This window comes from Fodinibius sp. SL11, assembly GCF_052060035.1.
In the GTDB taxonomy this organism is placed as follows: Bacteria; Bacteroidota; Rhodothermia; order Balneolales; family Balneolaceae; genus Fodinibius.
Genome location: NZ_JBPOEA010000002.1, coordinates 42,394 through 64,165, shown reverse-complemented (window position 1 = coordinate 64,165; position 21,772 = coordinate 42,394). Strand labels below are relative to the sequence as shown.

The 21,772-nt window shown below is 44.0% G+C and carries 14 protein-coding genes; 6 read left to right on the top strand and 8 right to left on the bottom strand.

Features of this window, described 5'->3' with window-relative positions; translation table 11 throughout:
• Positions 1–34: 34 nt before the first annotated feature.
• Together ACQ76V_RS03445 and ACQ76V_RS03440 are read right to left on the bottom strand one after the other, a co-directional pair.
• Entirely contained in the window at positions 35–2,167 is a 2,133-nt protein-coding gene (locus tag ACQ76V_RS03445; RefSeq protein ID WP_440999081.1) for an IPT/TIG domain-containing protein, read from the bottom strand.
• Between the two features lie 172 nt (positions 2,168–2,339).
• Entirely contained in the window at positions 2,340–3,911 is a 1,572-nt protein-coding gene (locus ACQ76V_RS03440; protein ID WP_440999080.1) for a trypsin-like serine peptidase, read from the bottom strand.
• 852 nt (positions 3,912–4,763) lie between these two features.
• On the opposite strand from ACQ76V_RS03440, the gene ACQ76V_RS03435 reads away from it, so the two are divergent.
• From ACQ76V_RS03435 to mtnA, 3 genes are all read left to right on the top strand, one after another.
• Positions 4,764–7,457 carry a TonB-dependent receptor gene (locus ACQ76V_RS03435; protein WP_440999079.1) on the top strand — a complete coding sequence of 898 codons (2,694 nt, stop codon included), beginning with the start codon at positions 4,764–4,766 and terminating at the stop codon, positions 7,455–7,457.
• A gap of 205 nt (positions 7,458–7,662) precedes the next feature.
• The gene (gene ggt, locus ACQ76V_RS03430; protein ID WP_440999078.1) at positions 7,663–9,375 is read left to right on the top strand and encodes a gamma-glutamyltransferase; all 1,713 of its coding nucleotides are present in this window, start codon (positions 7,663–7,665) and stop codon (positions 9,373–9,375) included.
• A gap of 181 nt (positions 9,376–9,556) precedes the next feature.
• Complete coding sequence (gene mtnA, locus ACQ76V_RS03425; protein ID WP_440999077.1) at positions 9,557–10,615, top strand: S-methyl-5-thioribose-1-phosphate isomerase; 1,059 nt, start codon at positions 9,557–9,559, stop codon at positions 10,613–10,615.
• An 18-nt stretch (positions 10,616–10,633) separates the two neighbouring features.
• Here the strand turns inward: mtnA and ytxJ are convergent, their stop codons facing one another.
• The 3 genes from ytxJ to ACQ76V_RS03410 form a co-directional block, all read right to left on the bottom strand.
• Positions 10,634–11,020 carry a bacillithiol system redox-active protein YtxJ gene (gene ytxJ, locus ACQ76V_RS03420; RefSeq protein ID WP_440999076.1) on the bottom strand — a complete coding sequence of 129 codons (387 nt, stop codon included), beginning with the start codon at positions 11,018–11,020 and terminating at the stop codon, positions 10,634–10,636.
• 61 nt (positions 11,021–11,081) lie between these two features.
• A complete protein-coding gene (locus ACQ76V_RS03415; RefSeq protein WP_440999075.1) occupies positions 11,082–12,158 on the bottom strand; it encodes a 6-phosphofructokinase in 1,077 nt (358 codons plus the stop codon).
• A 10-nt stretch (positions 12,159–12,168) separates the two neighbouring features.
• On the bottom strand, positions 12,169–12,834 hold the full coding sequence (locus tag ACQ76V_RS03410) for an L-threonylcarbamoyladenylate synthase (RefSeq protein WP_440999074.1): 666 nt from the start codon (positions 12,832–12,834) through the stop codon (positions 12,169–12,171).
• A gap of 219 nt (positions 12,835–13,053) precedes the next feature.
• On the opposite strand from ACQ76V_RS03410, the gene ACQ76V_RS03405 reads away from it, so the two are divergent.
• Entirely contained in the window at positions 13,054–13,761 is a 708-nt protein-coding gene (locus ACQ76V_RS03405; protein WP_440999073.1) for a metal-dependent hydrolase, read from the top strand.
• 221 nt (positions 13,762–13,982) lie between these two features.
• Here the strand turns inward: ACQ76V_RS03405 and ACQ76V_RS03400 are convergent, their stop codons facing one another.
• From ACQ76V_RS03400 to ACQ76V_RS03390, 3 genes are all read right to left on the bottom strand, one after another.
• On the bottom strand, positions 13,983–14,975 hold the full coding sequence (locus tag ACQ76V_RS03400) for a universal stress protein (RefSeq protein ID WP_440999072.1): 993 nt from the start codon (positions 14,973–14,975) through the stop codon (positions 13,983–13,985).
• 41 nt (positions 14,976–15,016) lie between these two features.
• Positions 15,017–16,057: a DUF368 domain-containing protein gene (locus tag ACQ76V_RS03395; protein WP_440999071.1), complete on the bottom strand. Its 1,041-nt coding sequence runs from the start codon at positions 16,055–16,057 to the stop codon at positions 15,017–15,019.
• Between the two features lie 177 nt (positions 16,058–16,234).
• Positions 16,235–16,903, bottom strand: a complete 669-nt coding sequence (locus tag ACQ76V_RS03390; RefSeq protein ID WP_440999070.1) for a protein-L-isoaspartate(D-aspartate) O-methyltransferase — start codon at positions 16,901–16,903, stop codon at positions 16,235–16,237.
• 148 nt (positions 16,904–17,051) lie between these two features.
• On the opposite strand from ACQ76V_RS03390, the gene ACQ76V_RS03385 reads away from it, so the two are divergent.
• Both ACQ76V_RS03385 and cysS read left to right on the top strand, forming a co-directional pair.
• Positions 17,052–20,132: a DUF748 domain-containing protein gene (locus tag ACQ76V_RS03385; protein WP_440999069.1), complete on the top strand. Its 3,081-nt coding sequence runs from the start codon at positions 17,052–17,054 to the stop codon at positions 20,130–20,132.
• 117 nt (positions 20,133–20,249) lie between these two features.
• Positions 20,250–21,704 (top strand): cysteine--tRNA ligase, encoded by a 1,455-nt coding sequence (gene cysS, locus ACQ76V_RS03380; protein WP_440999068.1) that lies wholly within the window; start codon positions 20,250–20,252, stop codon positions 21,702–21,704.
• Positions 21,705–21,772 lie beyond the last annotated feature (68 nt).

Sequence of the window (21,772 nt, the reverse complement as noted above, 5' to 3'; positions counted from 1 at the left end):
AAGTAAGCTCAGTGTAAATCTGTTTGTTCTTTAATCAAGATCCCTCATTTTGAACTTTGCATTGCAAAGTCATCCCGGTGATCCACATATCTTTTCCACCTTTGGGATCTACATTGTCATCATCACTGCGTCCCGGCCAGCTCGAAGTTGTGACGCCCATTGTAAATACATGCACCTCTCTATTAGCATCCCGATACGTTTCTATTGCAGATGGAAATCCTCGTCCTTTCTTATCATCCTCAAACTCAAAAAAGGTAGACTCTTTGCTGCCATCGATAAAAAGCGGCGTTCCATCATCCCCATAAATGCCAAGGTATGGGAGGCCCCCAATCTCTGACGCATTTTGGCCTGCAAGAGCAACTCCTCCATCCGGCAGTCGCACGCCTCCTACATATTTTGTGGATCCGCTATCATCGAACTTTTGCTGATGCACCCACTCTTGTCCACCACCGGCATTGAGTCGTTGTACATAGGCGTCCTTAATATATACATTGATTCCTGATTCAAGGGAGGTGCCCGTATTTCCATAAATAACGGCACCACCATCCGGCATTGGGATAGGTTGTTTGATTTGCCGTGACACCTGTTCGCTTGACGCTTCGATTTGTAAGCTACTGCTAAGTCTTGCAAATACAGTGTTGCCATCATCATTTCTTGCTCCAAGAAATACCCGACTTTGACCGTCGGTAGCAATACTGTAAGGGGCCGTGTATGCCTCAATTTGTTTTACTGTTTGTAGCGTACCGTTCTGCTGGAATTTGGCAATAGCTACATCATGAGATCCCTTATTTGGTTCTTTATTATTCGGTGTGAAAGGGCCGCTCATTCTAACAGAGACCAGAATTTCTCCCGACGGTAGCACGGCAACCGTTTCATTATTGAGCTCATCAAGGTCAGGAGAACCAAATTGCTGGGCCCATCCAAGACTTCCGGAACCAGCATCAAGGCGAGCCAATACGGCGTCTCTACCTCCTGTATGAGAATTACCATCTTTCAGAGTTGAAAAATGGTACTCCAATTTTGCTTCTCCAAGCCCTTGGTCAGAAACACCACGTTCACCTACGATATATACGCTATTGCCATCAACTTCAATGCCTCTCCATATTGTTGACTTGAGTTTTGAATCAAAATTGGATTCCCAAACTTTATTTCCTTTGGAATCATATTTTGCTGCCACCCCTCGATCACGCAGCACCATGTATATATTTCCATTGGAATCCATGGCCATATCCTGCGACTTATCATCTTTATCCGAAGTCGTCAATCCCTGGCTAACCCATTCAAGCGTTGCATCAAGCTGGACATCATTACCATAACAGGCTTGTAATTCTGTTATGATTGAAAAATCAGCATCATCAGACAGCTCTCCCACTGTGATGCTTACCGCTCCGCCTGACGATCCTTCGGGAACTTTTGCCTTTAACGCATCCTTTGCTGCACTATCAACGGTGGCTTGCACCCCGCCAAATGACAGAATATTATCTGAGGCATTTTCACTAAAATTTTTGCCTTCGATAAGAACTTCTGCTCCCACAACTGTGGTATCCGGTGTGACCGATGTTATTTGCGGACCTTTTACGTCAAAATCCGGACCTGTTGTTGACTTATTGTTTACTGTAACGTCAACCGGGCCATCCGTAGCGTTCAAAGGAACCTCTGTTTCAATCTGTTCTTCATCAGCACTATTAACCGAGGCCGTAACACCATTAAACCTTATGGCATTCTCTGAAGGTGTTGATGAAAAGTTCGTTCCGTTAATTGTCACCTTTGTACCTGCAGGGCCACTTTCAGGATTTACCGAACTAATACCCGGTGCACTGGCCTCGACTGTAAAAGTGGGTCCTGTTGTTGTGTCTTGGTCAACGATGACTTTCACTTCACCGCTTGCAGCACCCTGTGGTACTTTTGTTGTAATAAAATCAGCAGCGGCAGAATCAACAGGAGCTTCCATATCATCAAAAAGTACACTATTGTCTGAGCTGCGATTGCTAAAACCGCTTCCCTCAATGGTAACTAACGTTCCTTCCGGTCCCGAAGTGGGGTTTATAGAATTTATATTAAGCTGTGGATCGGGTTCGGGACCTACCCCTCCTTCGTCATTACTGCATGCTGTAGTGATACCAAAAACAATAAAAATGATGAATAGATATTTGTTCATAAATTTCATAGAGACGCTTACCTTTTGTTCAAGTTAATCCTTATATAATATTTTGCGTAACAGTGGGAGATATGAGGACAAATTAATTTTCATCCCCTGTTGGGCAGGAAAAATCCACCGTAGCGTTCAAGCCACGGCAGACGAAAATTAACTTTTGTTGATACTTTTACTGACTTGGTTTCTAAAAGTCTTCGGCAAATTGAAGTAAGGTATGGGCGGCGCTTCCGTGGTATGGACTGGCCCATTGGATACCTAAGTTTGAATGACCATTTCTCCACCACCACCAGCTATTTGCTCCGTTTATATAACACTGGGGACAGTTTTCAAAAGATACAACCCAAGGTCCGCCACTCGAACCTGCCGTATAATCACAATCTGTAATCTTAGAAGTTCTGGGCCCTGAATTGGAACCAACTCCGTCTGCACCATCATAAGGAGCAAAGCACTCCCACATTTTCTGTCCGTTGAACAAGCTTCCTGCTCCAGGGTAGCCAAGTTCACGCCAATCTTGACTTCGCTGGGCATTGAACATCCAGCCTAAGGACCCTGTAACCGAAGCAATAGACTGATTATCACGCTCTTCGACCACGACAGCGCCTAAGTCATAATTCCTGTTGCCATCAGAATACCAGGCGGTAAGGGTGGTTTTGACTCGAGCAGACCATCTACCATGTGGCGCATCTCCATCTTCGTAAGCAGGTACAAACACCCAGCGGTCATGCCAATTTTCTTCACCTTGTTCTGCAACACAATGACCTGCCGTCCAAACAACGCTGCGGTTTTCAGAGGCAATTACCGCTGCACTGCACGAACGCCAGTTGTCATTTTTAGTAAAAAATACTTTGCCAACGGTCCGATAGGGATATTGTGAATAATTCGTATTAACCTCAGATGCCTCATTGACCTCTGTATCTCCCTGCATGGCATCCTCAAATATAGCCTTTTCAGCAAACTCAGGCTGGCTACCATCCCGCTGTTCCATTTGAACGTCCGGACCAGGGATATCTGGATCGGTTGGTGCAGGTGGATCTTCGCTATCTATACCTATCCCAGTCCCTTTAACAGGGGAGGCTTCCAGCATTCGCTCGGTAGTCCAGAAATTTCGAGCGGCGTCAGCATCACTGGCTGAAACCTCTTGGCTTATAGGATCAACTTTTTCCTGTTGTTCTTCTTCTTGAAAAATAACACCGAACGGCTGCGTGGTTTGCTCGCGTTCCGGCGAATCCCCGGCAAGTTGTGCATATACAACCACCATTGTCTCATTTTCTCCCAAGTTGGCCTCAGAGATGGCAACATTCTCAATTTCGGAGGGTGACCAGCTATTACCGGGCACCCACGAATTACCCGGTACCCATCCTGACCCCGGGATCCAATCTGTTCCGGGAATCCACTTCGAACCCGGAAACATCTCTTCGGTGGAAAGCCCCGCCGAGAGCTCATCGGCAGTCGTTTCGACCGGCTCGGTGGTGGTACGGTTCACCACTTCCCCGTTTTGCACCTGGAAGGCCGAAAGAGCAACCTCTCCACTCCAGTCACTTCCTGGGATCATATTAACCTGCACGTTATTTTGGAAATAGCCCCACGTGAAGTCGCTGGGCGTTTCCTGAATCATGCTGCTCAGCCCTTCGGAGGGTGCCGTCTTGAACTCCAGCGGCTCCTTCTCCGATTCAGCATCTGTACCGGTATCGCAGGATATGAATACCAGCGGGACCATCGAAAACAGTAGTACGATAATATATAGTGATCGTCGCATAATATGATGATTTTATTCGAATGAACTATTCCCTTACATAGCAACATGCGTAATAGCGAGCGGGATGAGGACAAATCCATCCTTTTAACACTTAGCACACTTTCGCTATTTATTTGGCCCTTTTTTAATTCGGATTGCGCATATACTAACAAAAGAGACAGGACACATTATCACCTTTTATGGATCAATCACGGTGGCATAAAATCGAACCTATTCTGGATAAAGCACTAACTTTCGCAGATCAACAGCAACAAGAGGTGTTTTTAAAAAAAGCCTGCGAACCAGATCACAAATTATACAAACAAGTCAGCTCTCTTTTAAAAGCTATTCGGGAAGCAAAAGAAGCAAATTTTCTAAAAAAAAGTTAAGGTCGACTTGATTCTATTCACAGAAGAAATCTTCTGATTTTTTTATATGTGAATAAGAATACAACTTTCAATCCTGTGATCGAATCTAATCACCAATAAGTGCTTCCGGTGAATAACTACCAAAATGCTTATTTCTATTTTGAGCATGGCAGACCTAAGTAAAATTGGGATAATTCATCGCAGGCTCGGGAATATTTTGTAGCGAAGGAAATCGTACTAAAGAAATCTAAAAGTATTTAGAGAGCGTGGCTATTCACTTTTAAGAACAATCCATCCTACCTATGAATCAAACAGTCTTCTCTAAAACAACCAACCTAAAAAAACATAATTGTAATCAAATAGATAGTGCTATAGCATATATTTATGTTGATATACAAACTCTTCAATATTGAAATATTTTACATGCTCGTAAAAATTTATTATATTGTTTGAGAGGTGGAAGGCACCTAAATCAAATAAAAACAACAATGAGGACAGAGGAACCATGAAAACAACAGTTAGATTACTTGCTGTATTCATAATATTGCTATTTCCCTTTGTGCTATTTGCGCAAAGCTCAGCCACATTAGAAGGAACGATAACGGATACCAATGGCGAAGCTCTTGCCGGAGCCAATATTTTCTTAGTGGAAAGTTCTCAGGGTACTGCTGCTGGAGAAGATGGCAGTTATTCTATAGAAAATATCGATCCCGGTACTTACACCGTACGAGTTACTTTTGTGGGATACCAAGAAATAGAGGGAGAAATTTCATTTTCTGCCGGACAAACAGTTACCCGTAATTTTACCATGCAGCAAACGGCCGTTATGGGTGAAGGAGTTACTGTAACAGTGGGTTCACGTGCCGGACACACCGCTGCTGATGAACTGGCGGTTCCAGTTGATGTATATACTACCCTTGACCTGGAAAAAGTCGGTTCTTCTGAAGTTGGCCAAATGCTTGAACAGGTCTCACCTTCGGTTAACTTTCCCCAGCAAACCGTCGCTGATGGAATGGACGCCTTGCGGTCTTTTACACTGCGTGGACTTAGTCCCGACCACACGCTGGTACTTATCAATGGGAAACGACGCCACAAGTCGGCGCTGGTTAACCGTCTGGGATCGGGTATCCAAAAAGGATCGAGTCCAACGGATATGAATGCCATCCCGGCCAGCGCGGTACAACAAATGGAGGTCTTGCGTGATGGTGCCGCTGCACAGTACGGATCTGATGCCATTGCAGGGGTTGTGAATATCCAGCTTAAAGAGGAACCGGTGCCTCTGTCTATGAGTTACAAACTGGGCGGCAATGCCACCGATAATTTTTCCAATGATGGAACAACACAAGACTTTACCGCCTCCTACGGATTGCCTATCGGTGAAAATGGATATATTAACCTATTTGGGGAACTTCGCCTGCAAGATCCAACAAATCGTGCCGGTGCAAGTCCACGCGATCAAATCACAGCAGGTGATGGTGATGTTGTCATGGATATGGATGGCGACGGCGTCCAAGAGGTTATTGAAAAAAACAATCCTGTTCAACAGCCTAACTTTCACTGGGGCAGCGGCGAATCAGACAACTATTATCTTTGGGGCAACTCTGCTATTCCCATTAACGAATCCATGGAAGTATATGCTTTCGGCGGATACAGTTATCGCGATGCCCTCGGTCAGGGTTTTTATCGCCGATCATTGGGAGATCGTAACTGGCCGGAAATATATCCGATTGGATTTCTGCCCGAATTTGATATAAAAATCAATGACTACTCTGGTTCTCTGGGCCTTCGTGGACAGATGGGTGAATGGGATTATGACCTTAACCTGCAAACTGGAAGCAACGATTTCGAGTACAATATCACCAACTCGCTTAATGTAACGCTTGGTCCCAACTCCAATCAGACGGAATTTTATGCCGGCACGGTTGGGTTCCAGCAGTCACACGCCATGCTCGATCTCAATCGCACATTTGATGTAGGACTGGCAGGACCACTTAATTTTGCGGCAGGTGCCGTCTATCGTGTTGATCAATATGAGATTACGGCGGGAGAAGAAAATTCATATATAGATGGCCCCGTTAAAACCAATCAAAATGGCGGACGGGCCGCTCCCGGTGCTCAGGTGTTTCCCGGATTTCGTCCAAGCCAGGCTGTAGATGAAAGCCGCTCAAATATCGCCACATACGTCGATTTAGAAGCTGATATTACTGACAAATTCCTTATGAATGTGGCAGGACGGTTCGAGAGCTACAGTGATTTTGGTGAAACGGTAAACGGTAAGTTGGCTATGCGCTTTCAGCCGCAAGAAGAGCTCATATTCCGGGGCGCAGTAAGTACTGGCTTCAGAGCTCCTAACCTTGCTCAACGTTATTTCTCAAAGGTATCTACAACCTTTATTAATAATGTGCCATACGAAGTTGGACTCTTTAATAATGAAAGTGAAGTAGCCGATGCCCTCGGTGTTCCGGATCTAAAAGAGGAAAAATCGTTCAACGTGAGTGGCGGTCTTGCTGTAAGTCCTACTGATGCCTTTACTTTTACTGTTGATGTTTTCCATATCGATATCGAAGATCGGATCATTTTATCAGGAAACATGGCCGGTACGGAAATTGAAAACCTTGTTTCTCAATTTGGGGCACAACGTGTTCAGGTTTTTTCAAACGCTATTGATACCCGGACTTGGGGCATTGACCTAACGGCAACCTATCGAACCGTAGTAGGTGAAAATGGATCACTGTATTTGAAAAGTGCTTTAAATAGTACCCGCAACCGTCTGGCAAGTAGCGTCGCTACTCCAACGCAGTTAAGTGAGTCATTTGGAGAAAGTATATTCGGCCGGGAGGCCCGTTTAGAACTTGCCCGGGAACGCCCTAAAAATACGCTTAACCTGGAGGCAACCTATGATAATGGTCCTTTTAGTTTAAGCATAATGAGTAAGCGGTATGGGGAAGTACTGGTACCGGATCAGGATCCTGCTCAAGATTATACGTTGGGCAGCGAATGGGTTATTAATTTGTCGACCAGTTACGAAATCGTGGAAGACTACGCCCGTGTTACGGTAGGAGCCCGAAACCTGCTCGACAATTACCCGGATCTTACTCCTGATCACTCTAATTTCCTTGGCATATTCCCGTATCCTACTGCTTCACCACTCGGATTTAATGGGCGCTATGTCTATTCAAAACTCTCAATATCATTTTAACAAAGTACGTTAACCCAATGCTCTCTACTCCTTCATTTTGGGAGTAGAGAGTACATTGGGTATTATTTTAGATATTAATTATTAATTCTCTTACAATTCAACTCTTTGCACAACGTTGCTGTCATTCTTATTGATTTAATTGAGTTGACAGCAAATTTTTTCTCGGATAAAAACAACAAACTGCGTGCCTAAAAATTTTAGTCTGATGAACAAAACGATATACTCTCGATTCCTTTCCTGGATTTTATTCATTGCCCTGTTTATATCACTGCCTAATGAAAGTATCGCCCAAATTGGCTGGGCCAAATCGTACGACAATGGCATTGTTGTTTCTGCTGAAAGCCATGCCTCTGAAGTAGGCAAAAAAATTATGCAGCAAGGCGGCAACGCGGTTGATGCTGCCGTTGCCGTGCAGTTTGCATTAGCCGTTACCGAACCGCGTGCCGGTAATATCGGCGGGGGCGGATTTATGGTATTGCATATGGCTGATGTTACCACCACTTCCCTCGACTTTCGTGAAAGAGCTCCGAGAAAAGCCTCAAAAAACATGTTTATCAAAGACGGGGAATACCAGCCGGATCTTAGCCGAAGATCGGCCTTGGCTTCCGGAGTCCCTGGCGTCGTTGATGGCATGATCAAAGCACTCGAACGGTATGGAAACCTTCCGCTGGAAACGGTCATTGCCCCGGCTATAAAACTGGCGCGAGAAGGATATCCGCTTACCTGGCTGCAAGCACAGGATCTTAATGATAAGGCAGATGAGTTTAAAAAGTATCGCTCCTCGACCAAATACTTTACCAAAAAAAACGGTACCCCTTTCAAAGAAGGCGACCTTTTTGTTCAAAAGGATTTGGCCGAAACCCTTGATCGTATTTCCCGAATGGGAAGAGACGGTTTTTATTCGGGTGTCACCGCCGATAAAATTGTTGAGGAGATGGAACGTCAAAGCGGTATTATCAGCTATAGCGATCTGAAAAATTACCAAAGCAAATGGCGCGATCCCATAACAACAAGCTTTAACGGATATGATCTTCATATTATGCCGCCGCCCAGCAGTGGCAGCATCGCTATTGCTCAAATGTTAACCATGCTTGAGGATTATAACCTGAATGAACTTGGTTTTAACTCGGCAGCGTACGTCCATCTCATTACAGAGGTTATGCGTAGAGCTTTTGCCGACCGGGCCCATTTTCTCGGTGATCCCGACTTTGTCAATATCCCGCAAACAGAATTGATGACTGAAAAGTATAATAAACAACGCATGGAAAGCTTTAGCCAAAATAAGGCGACTTCCAGCGACGATATTTCTCACGGCAATCCCATCCAGGTTAAAGAGTCTACCGAAACAACCCATTTTTCCATTGTGGATAACAATGGCAATGCTGTAGCAGTCACAACTACCTTAAACGGCTCATTCGGGAATAAACTGGCTGTGGACGGGGCCGGATTCTTGCTTAACAATGAAATGGATGATTTTACGGCTCAACCGGGCGAACCCAACATGTTTGGACTCATCCAAGGTAAAGCCAATGCTGTTGCTCCCAAGAAACGGATGCTCAGCAGCATGTCTCCCACGATTGTAACGAAAAATGACTCTACCCGAATGGTACTCGGTGCCGCCGGCGGACCGCGTATTATTACGGCTACGTTCCACAACTTTCTGAACATGGCGGTCTTTGGGATGAAGCCTCAAAAAGCCAACTCTGCCCCACGTTTCCATCATCAATGGATGCCGGATAAACTATACTACGAAAAATTTGGGTTGAGTCCTGACACAAAAGAAAAACTGAAAGAGATGGGACACACGCTGAGCGTAACAAGCGGTGTTGGCCGTGCCCATACGATCTATGTTGATGAAAACGGCTTGAAATATGGTGCTCCGGATCCCCGCGGTGACGGAGCTGCAGAAGGATATTAATCCTTCTAAAATAAGTTACTATTGACCCGATTATGATACCCTGTATAATAATCGGGTTCATTTTTTATAGCCAATATTAACAATAAAACCTTCGAACAAATACAGTACTCAGTTGGAAATCCCTACTTCTTTTGCCATAATCCATGTCGTTTGTTCAAAACTAAATTAATGCTTTACAATCATGAGTGATAATATCGATACTGCAGTACAGTCTATTGAGTGGCAAGAGGATCATGTTCGCATTTTAGATCAAACCTACCTGCCGGGGCGGGAAGTCTATAGCGATATCCGTGATGTGGGACGCATGTGGGAAGCTATCAAAAAGTTGCGCATTCGGGGAGCGCCTGCTATTGGCATTGCCGCTGCCTATGGGTTGTATTTGGGGATTAAAGATCTGCCCGAAAATACATTCAAAAGTTTTATGGTTGAAGTTAATCGCGTTGCCAAATACCTGGAGGGAGCCCGACCCACGGCGGTGAATCTCAAATGGGCCACCGATCGGATTAAGTCAACGATTAGGGCTCATAAGGATAAAGATATCAGCGAAATAAAAAAGATTGTACTGCAAACGGCTAAAACCATTCATGATGAAGATAAACGAACCTGCAAAAAGATTGGCGAAAACGGTGTTGAACTCATTCCGAAAAATGCTCAAATACTAACTCATTGCAATACCGGTAGTCTTGCAACAGGCCAGTATGGCACCGCGCTGTCTGTTATTTTTCATGCTCATGAACAAGGTAAAAAAACATTCGTTTGGGTAGATGAAACACGTCCCCTCTTACAAGGTTCTCGTCTCACCGCATGGGAACTGATGAACGCGGAAATCCCCATGAAGATTATTACCGATTCCAGTGCGGGGTCACTCATGCGTCGCGGCGAAGTTGATCTGGTTATGGTGGGTGCTGATCGCATTGCTGCGAATGGCGATGTGGCCAATAAAATCGGGACCTATCCCCTCGCAGTGTTAGCCCAAGAAAATGAGATTCCCTTTTATGTAGCCGCACCGCTTTCAACTATCGATATGGAAATGGCAACCGGCGATAAGATTCCTCTCGAGGAGCGCGAGCAAGAAGAAGTGCTCACCTACAGCGATGCCCAAATAGCACCCAAAAAAGCAGAGGCCTATAACCCTGCATTTGATATCACTCCTCACTCATATATTAATGGCATTGTAACCCAGGAGGGTATTATTGAACCACCGTTTGAGGAAGGATTTAAAAATGTTTTTGACGATTGAGGTGCTGAGAACCAAGCATCATTCAAAATAATCCAAAATCGCACCAGCATCGATACTGCCATGTGAGCCGTGCCAAACAACCTCCCCTTGATCGATCAAGATGGCCTGCGGTGACTCGTGACGAATATCCAACTCTGATGCTATTTTGTTAGAGGCATCCCGATTGCGAACGACGTTAAGAAAATGCATATCAGCATATTCTTTTATGTTGTCTGATGCCATTTCAAGATTTCCTTTTGATACAAAACAAACACTGCATCGATGACTGTGCTTATAAATTAGCTGTGGTGTCTGTTTAGATTCCCCAATAATAGGATCTAACTGAGAGGGATCTGTAATCGTTTCCCAGATCTCGCTCGTTTCCGATCCTGATAATGCATTTTTCACTGAATTAAAAAGTCCCATATCCTTTTTTGCTTTTAGATGCTGAAACAAGTTCAGCATGACACATTAATTTTCTTAAACATTAATCGCCCAAGCAGATACCTATATCGCGCGCCGTTTGTACGGTATCGCTTTCAAGAGAAACCGATTTCATCTTGCCTTCAATACTGGTAATAGGAATCCGGGTCAGCTTATTATCCTGCAGCACGACCAGTTTGTTATAGTCGTGTTCTTCCACACAGCGAATAGCAGCTGCGCCAAAACGTAGCGAGATAAGCCGATCATACGTAGATGGTGATCCTCCGCGCTGAAGATGTCCCAGCACGACCGATCGTGATTCTTTACCGGTCCGTTCAGAAAGCTCGTTGGCAACCTGATCAGCAATACCGCCCAGCTGCACTTCCTGTCCAGGAGTTTTACCCTTGGTTACGATTTCTCCGTCTCTTTGCTTGGCGCCCTCGGCTACAACAATCATGGTATATTGGAGACCTTTCGACTCCCGCTCTTTTATTTTCTCTACGATGGAATCATAGCTAAAGGGAATTTCAGGAATCAACACAACATCAGCCGAAGAAGCAATACCGGAATAAAGGGCAATCCACCCTGCATAACGTCCCATCACCTCAACCACCATCAATCGGTGATGTGATTCGGCGGTCGTCGTAATACGGTCAATCGCTTCTGTTGCAATGTCGATGGCCGTATCAAAACCAAGTGTTACGTCACATCCGAAAATATCGTTATCAATGGTTTTGGGAACACCCACAATATTAATTCCTTTCTGAATAAGCTTGCTGGCAATATTCATGGAACCGTCACCGCCGATAGCAACAAGGGCATCAATGCCGTAATCTTCAAAGGTCTTTACCAGTCGATCAGAAACATCTTTAGTCTCCCAGCTGCCATCATCTTTTTGATAGGGCATTTCAAATGGGTTCCCCCGGTTAGCGGTTCCTAAAATAGTACCGCCCTGCAACGTAATACCCTGCACGGCTTTGGCATCAAGTTTTATAAAGGGCTCTTCGGTAAAGATAGATCCGTATCCATTTTTTATACCGTAGACCTCCCACCCTCTCTTCAATGCTGCCAGCGTGGCTGCACGTATTGCAGCATTAAGACCGGGAGCGTCACCACCGCCTGTATTGATAGCAATTTTCATAAAACTATATCTATTTTTCTAAAGGTTCTCGCTCACGTTCAAACACTTCTTCCACTCGTTCAATTCCAAGACCTCGACGAATAATCTTGGTGTTATCGTCGGTCATATCTAAGATAGTCGTTTCCTTTGAAGGCAAATCCTGTTGATTATCAATGGTAAGATCCACCTGCTTTTCAAACTCTCGCAAGAATGGTTCGCGCTCAAACTCTTCCAGCGCATTATCATCCATTTCTGGCTTCTTGGCGGTAATGGCAAGCATCGGATGTCCAACCTCGCGCACTAAACCTTCACAAATGGGGTAGTCGGGCACGCGAATACCTACCGTTTTTTTCTTGGGATGTACGAGTAGTTTGGGTACCTCTTTAGTAGCAGGTAAAATAAAAGTATACGGGCCGGGAATCAGCCGTTTAATAAGTTTAAAATTATAATCAGAAATATGGGCAAACTTCGCTATACCGGATAAGGAGTCACATAAAATCGTCAGGTGATCATCCTTTCCCAGCTGACGTATCTCTCTAATTCGTTCAATCCCCTTTTTATTTTTGTAATCACAGCCAAGGGCATATTGACTGTCGGTTGGAAATAGTACCACGGCACCATCTCTTACCTTGTCGGCAATTTCAAATAATCTTTTTACATGGGGCGTTTCGGGATGCAGTTTAATTCGTTCTGCCATGAATAAACCTCAAATGTTTTGGAGTTATACTATATTAGATAAGCTCAAAAAAACGCACGGAATGATTCAACATAAAATGTTGTGATAGTAAACGAAATGGAATAACATTCAAATTCATAATACATCTTATTTTATGCGCTTTCGAACTTCATTAATAACACATTGATCACGGATAATCAATACTATTTTAATAAACCTATTAAATAAAATATTATTACTATGGATACATCAGTTCAAGCACAATGGTTAGGACATTCTGCTTTTAAACTCATAAGTCCGCAAGATACAACAATATTAGTTGATCCTTTTTTGTCAGAAAATCCCACCACTCCGGACGAGTATAAACAACAGGATGACGTCGATTATATTCTGCTTACACACGGACATGAAGATCATGTAGGAGATACTCTGGATATCGCCGAACAAACCGGTTGCAAAGTGGTAACGATGGTTGAACTTTCACGTTTGTTGGTGAGCAAACACGGTCTCAACGAAGATCAGGCCGTGGAATTCAATAAAGGCGGTACTGTAGCTTTTGATGATTTTTCCGTTACCATGGTATCTGCCAATCACAGCTCTTCTTTCCAAGGTGACTATGCAGGCGAACCGGCCGGACTGGTCATCTCTTTTTACGATGATATTACCTTCTATCACCTTGGTGATACTAATATCTTCTATGAACTTGAACTGTATGGAGAACTCTACGAACCGGATATCGTCGCAGTCCCAATGGGCGATCACTATACGATGGGGCCCGGCGAAGCTGCCATGGCCTGTGATCTGCTACAAGCTGATTATGCGGTACCTATTCACTACGGTACTTTTCCACCACTTACAGGTGATCCCGAAGACTTCAAGAAATACACTGAGAAATCAACCGATACCCAAGTATGGATTCCCGAAGTGGGTGAGAATTTCCTGGCGTAACTACCAGCCATATTTCAGCAAAAAAGGCGCGGACTCCCGCGCCTTTTTTATTTTAGGCTATTTACAAATTTAAATGTTGTTTCAACCTGAATTCATTTCAGGGCCTGATACAAAAAATTGAACTAACAGCTTTCATATATGCATCAGCAATAGATGCTGAAACAAGTTCAGCATGACATTACAGGGTTTCTAAAGGTTTTTTTCAATAATTTTTACAAAATTTATTTCTTAGACAGTTTTTTTGCATCCGGCTTTACAGTTAGTACCGGTGTACTCAGCGACTGTGCTACCTTTTCGGTTGTGGATCCCAGAAGCAGGTGAGCAAAACCACTATGACCGTGCGTAGCCATCACCACCACATCTGCATGTTCGACCGCATAATCTTCAATACCCAAGTGGGCCGAAACCACTCGTTCAATTGCGGTGTGAACATTAATCCGTCTGCTTGATGCATTATCCGATATCACAAACTGATCCCTAAACTTTTCATCGCCGCGAGCTATTTGCACATTATCAATTCCCTCGTTCGCCAGAAAATCATCCAGGCGATCCATCAGGGACTCATAAATATTTTCTTTATCCGATTTTTTGGGATCTATACTTTTAGACTCCAGCGGACTCCCATAAAGTTCCTGCACGTGATAAAAAGTGATATTAGCATCATAAATTGTTGCCAACGTTAACGACAAGGGCAAGGCCGTAAATGATAACTCCGATCCATCCGTTGGAATCATAATCTCTTTCAGTCCTTCTGCATTGAGTCCTTCATCGACGGTAAACACGGGAACCGAAGAATGTCTCACAACTTTATTCGTCGTCGAGCCACGCATTAAGTTCGACTTGTGGTGGCCTTTTGTGGGCATCACAATCAAATCATAGTTGTTCTCTTTTGCATATTCGGCAATAGCGGTAGACGGTTTTCGATCTATTTTGCAAACAGCCTCTCCTTTTGATTCGTCAGAGATATAATCATCCATCGCTTTTTCCATTTGATGCACGACCTCCTTTTGGACAGTAGGATAAAGCTCCTCGTCTAAATCCAGCGGGGCCTGCATATTTGCGAGGCTTTTATTAAAATAAGTGAGCGTTGGAATAATGTGAATAAAGTCAACTTTTGCCCCTACCCGATGAGCAATTTCCTGGGCATGGCGGTAAGCAAACTGTGCGTTTTCCGAAAAGTCTGTGGGTACTAATATTTTTTTTATAGCCTTCATAATAGCAGTCTTTTGATAGTCATTGAAGAGTTTTATTAACGTTAGGTTTCCGTTCGTAAATAGTCAAGCCCCATCACCATAATAAGCCCGATAACCATGCCCCAAATCCCACTCCCAAAATGGGCCGTCCCGGCCTCCTGAACCGTTAAATATGGAATGAAAGGATCGCTCTTAATAAGCTTGTTCTTCACGGTCAAAATCTCCACTTCTTTTTGTGCGCCATCGGGATTTACTGTTTCACCCAATCGCCTAAATTCAGGTCGATTCTGGTCGGGTGGATTACGCCGTAACTCCCGGGCTTCGGAGCTATTATAGGCCACCACTTTCGTCTTGCTGATAAACTGTTCGTAGGTACGATTTTGGTAAGGCCAGATGACATACAGAGACCCGATCAAAAAACCAATAAGCACAGCTAAGGTTTTGGCTTCGTAGCGACTTAAGAGCCAAGATAACAATCGCGAAAAAAGCGCCAGTCCCACTACTGCACCCATTATAAACGGCAGTAATGCCAACAATCCCGATAGCATCTCTGGGGTCCCTATTTTTCCAAACTGAGCCAATATATAATCATACTTGCGAAGAATGAGCAAAAAATATGATCCAGAGATCCCGGGCAAAATCATCGCACAAATAGCAATGGATCCGCTTATAAATACAAACCATGGGGCTTCAGGGGTATCCGTGGGAACCAATGTTACCACCCAGAAACCAACCACTGCACCAATCAAAACCATTAGTCCATGCACCCAGCCAAAACCTTCAATAGCTTTCACCAGCACAAAAATAGATCCCACAATTAATCCGAAAAAGAGCCCGTAAATCAGTTCCGGATTCGTAAACATATACACCTGGAGGGGCACTACTTTTGTGAAGAAAAGAATTGCACAAAAAATCCCGGTTAGCAGGATTCCCATAAACTTCCAATGCACTCCTCGAAGGGCCTCATTAATTTTTAATGTAAGCAGCCGCTTAAAAAAAAGGCTATCAAAACTCTTGATAGCATTAATAAGACGTGTATAAATTCCCACAATCAGCGCCAGAGTCCCCCCACTCACACCCGGCACTATATCTGCCGATCCCATTAAAAAACCTTTAATTAGCAGAAAAGGAGATTCGCTCCAACTTGTAGAATCAGGTTTTGAATTAGACTGATCGGTTTTTGACAAAGGAATCAGGAGTTAGGAATTAGGTATTAATGAGGGCCGAAGATAGGACAAGGATTTTAATTTTTCATTGGATAATTTGAATTCCTGATCTAATCACTTACGCCAACCCTTCTCTCCAATAAGCGGGACAAATTTAAAATCGCTAAACCGTTCTTCTTCAAATTCATCCTCTCGAATTTTGATAATTCGAACCATCTCCTGCCGCTTGTCATCGCCCACAGGAACCACCAAACGACCATTTATATTGAGCTGATCAATCAAATCCTCGGGCACAACGGGAGCTCCCGCTGTAACAACAATGGCATCGTAAGGCGCATAAGCCGACCATCCCAGCGTACCATCACCCAGCTTCGCGCGGATGGAGTATCCGAGTTCTTTCAACGTTGATTTAGCTTTTTTGTAGAGTTTGTCGTGTCGTTCTACCGTATATACCTCGGCCCCCAGCTCACACAAAATGGCTGCCTGATATCCGGATCCGGTACCAATTTCCAGCACCTTTTCACCGGGTTGCAATTCCAGCAATTCGGTCTGCCGGGCTACGGTGTATGGCTGTGATATGGTTTGCTCTTTGCCAATGGGCAGCGCAGTATCTTTATATGCACGATCTTGCAGGGCCGTATCCACAAAAACATGTCGCGGAACGATGTTAAAAGCATCCAGAACTCGCTGATCTTTAATGCCCTTATCAGCGAGTGCTTGAACCAATCGGCGCCGACGCTGTTTAAACTTTGGATTATCTGTGCCAGAACCCCAATTTAACATGGTAAAACTTTTGTATTTTACAACTGATTACGAATTAATTATAACATAAGGAACTTGTGGCAAATTATTCGATTTTTAATCTGTAGGATTAATATTTCGATCAATAATTATGGGATACAAATTCAATTGAGACCAAAACCTTAAAATTATGAAAACGTTTGTAAAGATAGCCGCTGCTGTTTTAGGATTATTTATTGTTATTGTCATCGGACTCAATATCTATTTTACGGATGAGCGTCTGAAAAACACCGTAATGCCGTACGTTGATGATGCTGTGGGACGTACCGTCCATGTTGAAAAAATGTCGCTCACGCTGTTCAGCACTTTTCCACAGCCGGGAATCAGTATTCAAAAGATGAGTATTCCAGGCGAAACAGACCAAGACACCCTGCTTTCGCTGGATGAAATAGTTGTATCCGTAAAACTATTTTCGCTACTCGGTGATCAAATTAACATATCTGAAATTAGTCTTCGCAATCCTAAGTTCACCTACGTTGTTAATGCCGACAGCACAACAAATATCGATTTCTTAATGGCTGAAGAAACTGAGCCCGACACTACCTCCGAACCTTTGGCCGTAAACATCCCCTACTTTAATGTAACCGGCGGTGAATTTGGGTATCGAGATGCAACAACAAACACCAATGCCCAGATCAATGATCTAAATGCGGATATTTCGTTAAACTATGCCGACCTGATTAAAAGCACGATTGAATTACAGCTGGGCGGTGTTTCGGCTTCGGTGGGAGAAAGTACCTATCTTAAAAATCTACCGCTGAGTATGAGCCAGAAGTCAACCATAGACCTTGAAAAGGAACAAGTTACGCTCGAAGAAGGTACTTTCTCTATCCGAGGATTGGCATTAAACCTTACCGGCACACTTTCGGATTGGAGCAATAATCTAAATGCTGACCTTGCCATCAAATCCTCATCGGATAATTTTGGCGAACTGCTCCGACTTGTACCTGCTGAGTACGAAGAATATATACAGGGACTTGAAAGTCGGGGATCGCTGGCAATTGACGGGACCATTAAAGGAGCATTACTGGGAGAAGAACTACCAACCTTTGACATCGGGATTAGCGTCAGTGACGGCTACGTGAAAAATCCGGACCTTCCCCAACCTATTGAAAATATTCAGCTTTCAGCCAATGCCTCAAACAAACTTGTTTCGGTTAAAAAACTAACGGCCCAAGCCGGAGAAAATAACCTGTCAGCGAGCGGGAAACTCGAAGATCCACTGGAGGACAATGGAGCGTTTTCTCTTAATTTTGATTCAAATGTAAATCTGGCTACCGTTCGTGACTTTTATGACATCAGTCAATTTGATGTCGACAATTTAGGGGGGCAACTTACGGCCAAAGGGCAAGCATCAGGAAATATGACCGCTCCCGAAGAAGCGACCTTTGACGCCACTATTTCGCTCAGTAATGGTTTGCTTAAATACGCTGAGGTCTCCGAACCTATTGATAATATTTCTATTGATACTCAAGCAAATCAATCGGCTATCACTATAAACAACATGGAATTGCAGGCGGCCAGCAACACCTTTTCAATGAAAGGATCGGTCAATCAACCGATGGACGAGCAACAGCGCAGTATCGATTTAACAACTGATCTCGATTTTGATCTGGCTACGATTAAAAACTTCTACCCTATCGACGAAGATACCCTGACGCTGCGCGGACAATTTAAGGCCAATGCCACGCTAAAAGGGAAAGCCGATCAGATTGAAAATGCCGTTCAGTCGGGTAATATTTCCCTTACCAATGGATTCATCAGCCATAAATCTTTGGGCAAACCCATTGAACAAATAACGCTTAGCTCATCACTTCAAGGACCTAACCTTAAGATATCAAAAGCCAGCTTTGTCACCGGCGATAATAATCTGGGAGTATCAGGGAACGTCCGAAATTACCTGAGTGAAAACCGGACGGTTGATATAAAATTAACGGGCAAGGCCGCACTTAATCAGATTAAAGATTACTATGAGCTCGAGCCCACCCTTACTAAACTCACAGGGTTAGCTGATCTGAATTTGCGTGTCCAGGGGGCTCCCGCTGATCCGGTAAATATGCAGTTTAACGGTCAACTTACTGCACAAAATATCAATATGGATGGCGAAGCTATGGTTCAGCCAGTCAGCAATCTCAATGGAAAATTAAATTTGTCACCTACCTCCGTTGATCTCAATCAACTCTCCTTTAATATTGGATCATCGGATATCACTCTATCCGGATCACTCCGCAATTATATGGAGTATCTGAATGCAGAAAAAGACCGAAGCACTACGCCTCAACTTACGGGATCATATAAAAGCGAACTGCTAAATTTAGATGAACTGATCGACTGGAGTGATACAACCTCCACCACAGAACCAATTCCCATCCATCTACCTGATTTGACAAGCTCGGTAAGTGCTGAAATCACTAAGATGATTGTCACCGGCGTAACAATGACAAACTTAACGGCCAAAGCATCTACAACGCCGAACAAAATTACCATGGATCAAGCTTCTATCAATCTTTTTGACGGTCAGGCAAAAGGCTCTTTTACCTGGGATGTTCCCGAACCCGAACGTACGATGATCTCCTTTAACGGAACCTTAGATGGGTTGCAAGCTGCCGCCTTTTTTGATGAATTCCAGGTACTCGGCAAAGACAGTAATTTTCACGAATATGTATCCGGTGCCTTCAGTGCCGATGTGAAATATTATTCGGAACTCAATGAGTTTTTAGAGCCAGTCATTACAACCTCCACGATGGATGGTAATTTTGGAATGACGAAATCCCGTATTCAGGGGCACCCCATCCAAAAACAGTTGGCTTCACTGCTAAATGCCAAGGAGTTCAACAATATTGGGCTGGATGAATTTAATAGCACATATTCGCTTAAAAACAGTGTTTTTACCATCAAAGATTTGCGCATGACCAGTGATGATATCGGTATGGAGCTCAATGGTACCCAACACATGGTAACCAGTGAAATTAATTATAAAACTAAGCTTTTCTTACCAGGCCGCTTTAAGAAGGGGATTGCATCGGTTATAAGTTCCCAAGCTGTTGAAGCCTTAACCCAAGAAAATGGTACGATTATGGTTCCCCTTCGGATGACAGGCACACAAGAAAATCCCAAAATTACGCCCGATAAAGAAGAGATTGCTCCTATCATTAAAGATTATCTAAAAAATAAAGCCGGCAATGCCCTCAAGAAATTATTTGGTAATTAAATCAACGGTAATCTCCAACGATTGGTATAGAATGCACGTTGTAAACTGTTCATGCGAAACGTTATCTTTGCGAACTGTAAAAGAAACCTGATGATAAACAAGGAAGCATCCTGATTCATGGATAAACTACATATTTATAATACACTAACCCGTGAGAAAGAGGAATTTCAACCCATCGAAGAGGGCTTTGTAGGCATCTACGTTTGTGGCCCAACGGTGTATGGGGATCCCCATCTTGGGCACGCAAAAAGTTATGTCTCTTTTGATGTAGTCATTCGCTATTTGCGCTATTTGGGAAATAAAGTTCGCTATGTCCAAAACATCACAGATGTGGGACACTTAACTGACGATGCGGATCAGGGAGAAGATAAGCTCGAAAAACAAGCCGCTATCGAAAAGCTGGAGCCGATGGAAATTGCCGAAAAATATACCTTTAACTATTTCCGTGATATGGATGCCCTCGGCGTTCAGCGCCCGGATATCTCTCCCCGGGCAACCGGTCATATCATTGAGCAAATCGAAATGGTTAAAAAGTTGCTTGAAAATGGTCACGCTTACGAAACCGACGGCAACGTGTATTTTGATGTCTCTTCGGATAAAGAGTACGGTAAGCTCAGTGGTCGTGATATTGAAGACCAGGAAAGCGGCACGCGCATCGAAACGGCCAGCGACAAGCGTTCACCTGAAGACTTTGCCCTCTGGAAAAAGGCCGACGACGGTCACATTATGAAATGGCCGTCGCCTTGGGGCATGGGCTATCCCGGATGGCATGTGGAGTGCTCAGCAATGTCCACGAAATATTTGGGCGAAAATTTTGATATTCATGGCGGCGGTATGGACAACCAGTTTCCACATCACGAATGCGAAATTGCTCAGAGCGAAGGCGCTTTCAACAAGCCCTTTGCTAACTACTGGATGCATAACAATATGGTTACCCTTGAGGGACAAAAAATGGGTAAATCGCTTGGTAACGCGATTTCGCTGCACCAATTTTTCTCAGGTGATCACGATCTACTGACTCGCGCCTGGGACCCGCAAATCATCCGATTCTTTCTGCTCCAGAGTCACTATCGCAGCACCACTGACTTCTCTGAGGATGCCCTTTCCGGTGCTGAAAACGGCCTGCGGAGCCTGCAGGAAATGATTAAAACAATTATTAACACCGAGGATGGCTCGGCCGATGCTTACGATCTGGAATCGCTCAGAACTGCACTGGAAAGTAAGCTGAATGATGATTTCAATACCGCGCAGGCTATTGCTGTCCTTTTCGAAGAGCTGAAGATCATCCGCAAGCAAATTAACAGCGGAGATACGCCTGAAAATATTGGCGATATCAAAGAATTTCTGCGTGAATTTGTTGATGGGGTCCTCGGGCTTTGGCCACAGGATGATGATTCAACCGCCGGTAATAACAAAACAGAACAACTCATTGAGTTGCTCATTGATATACGCAAAAACGCACGTCACGAAAAAAATTTTGAGCTTTCTGATACCATTCGTGACCGCCTTGAGGAGCTGGATATTAAGCTGATGGACAGCCCGGAAGGCACGGAGTATAAAATCGTGAAATAATATCAGGTAATGAGTAAGATCTAAGACACTTTTTATACTCATCAAAAAAATTATTTCTAATAGAATAC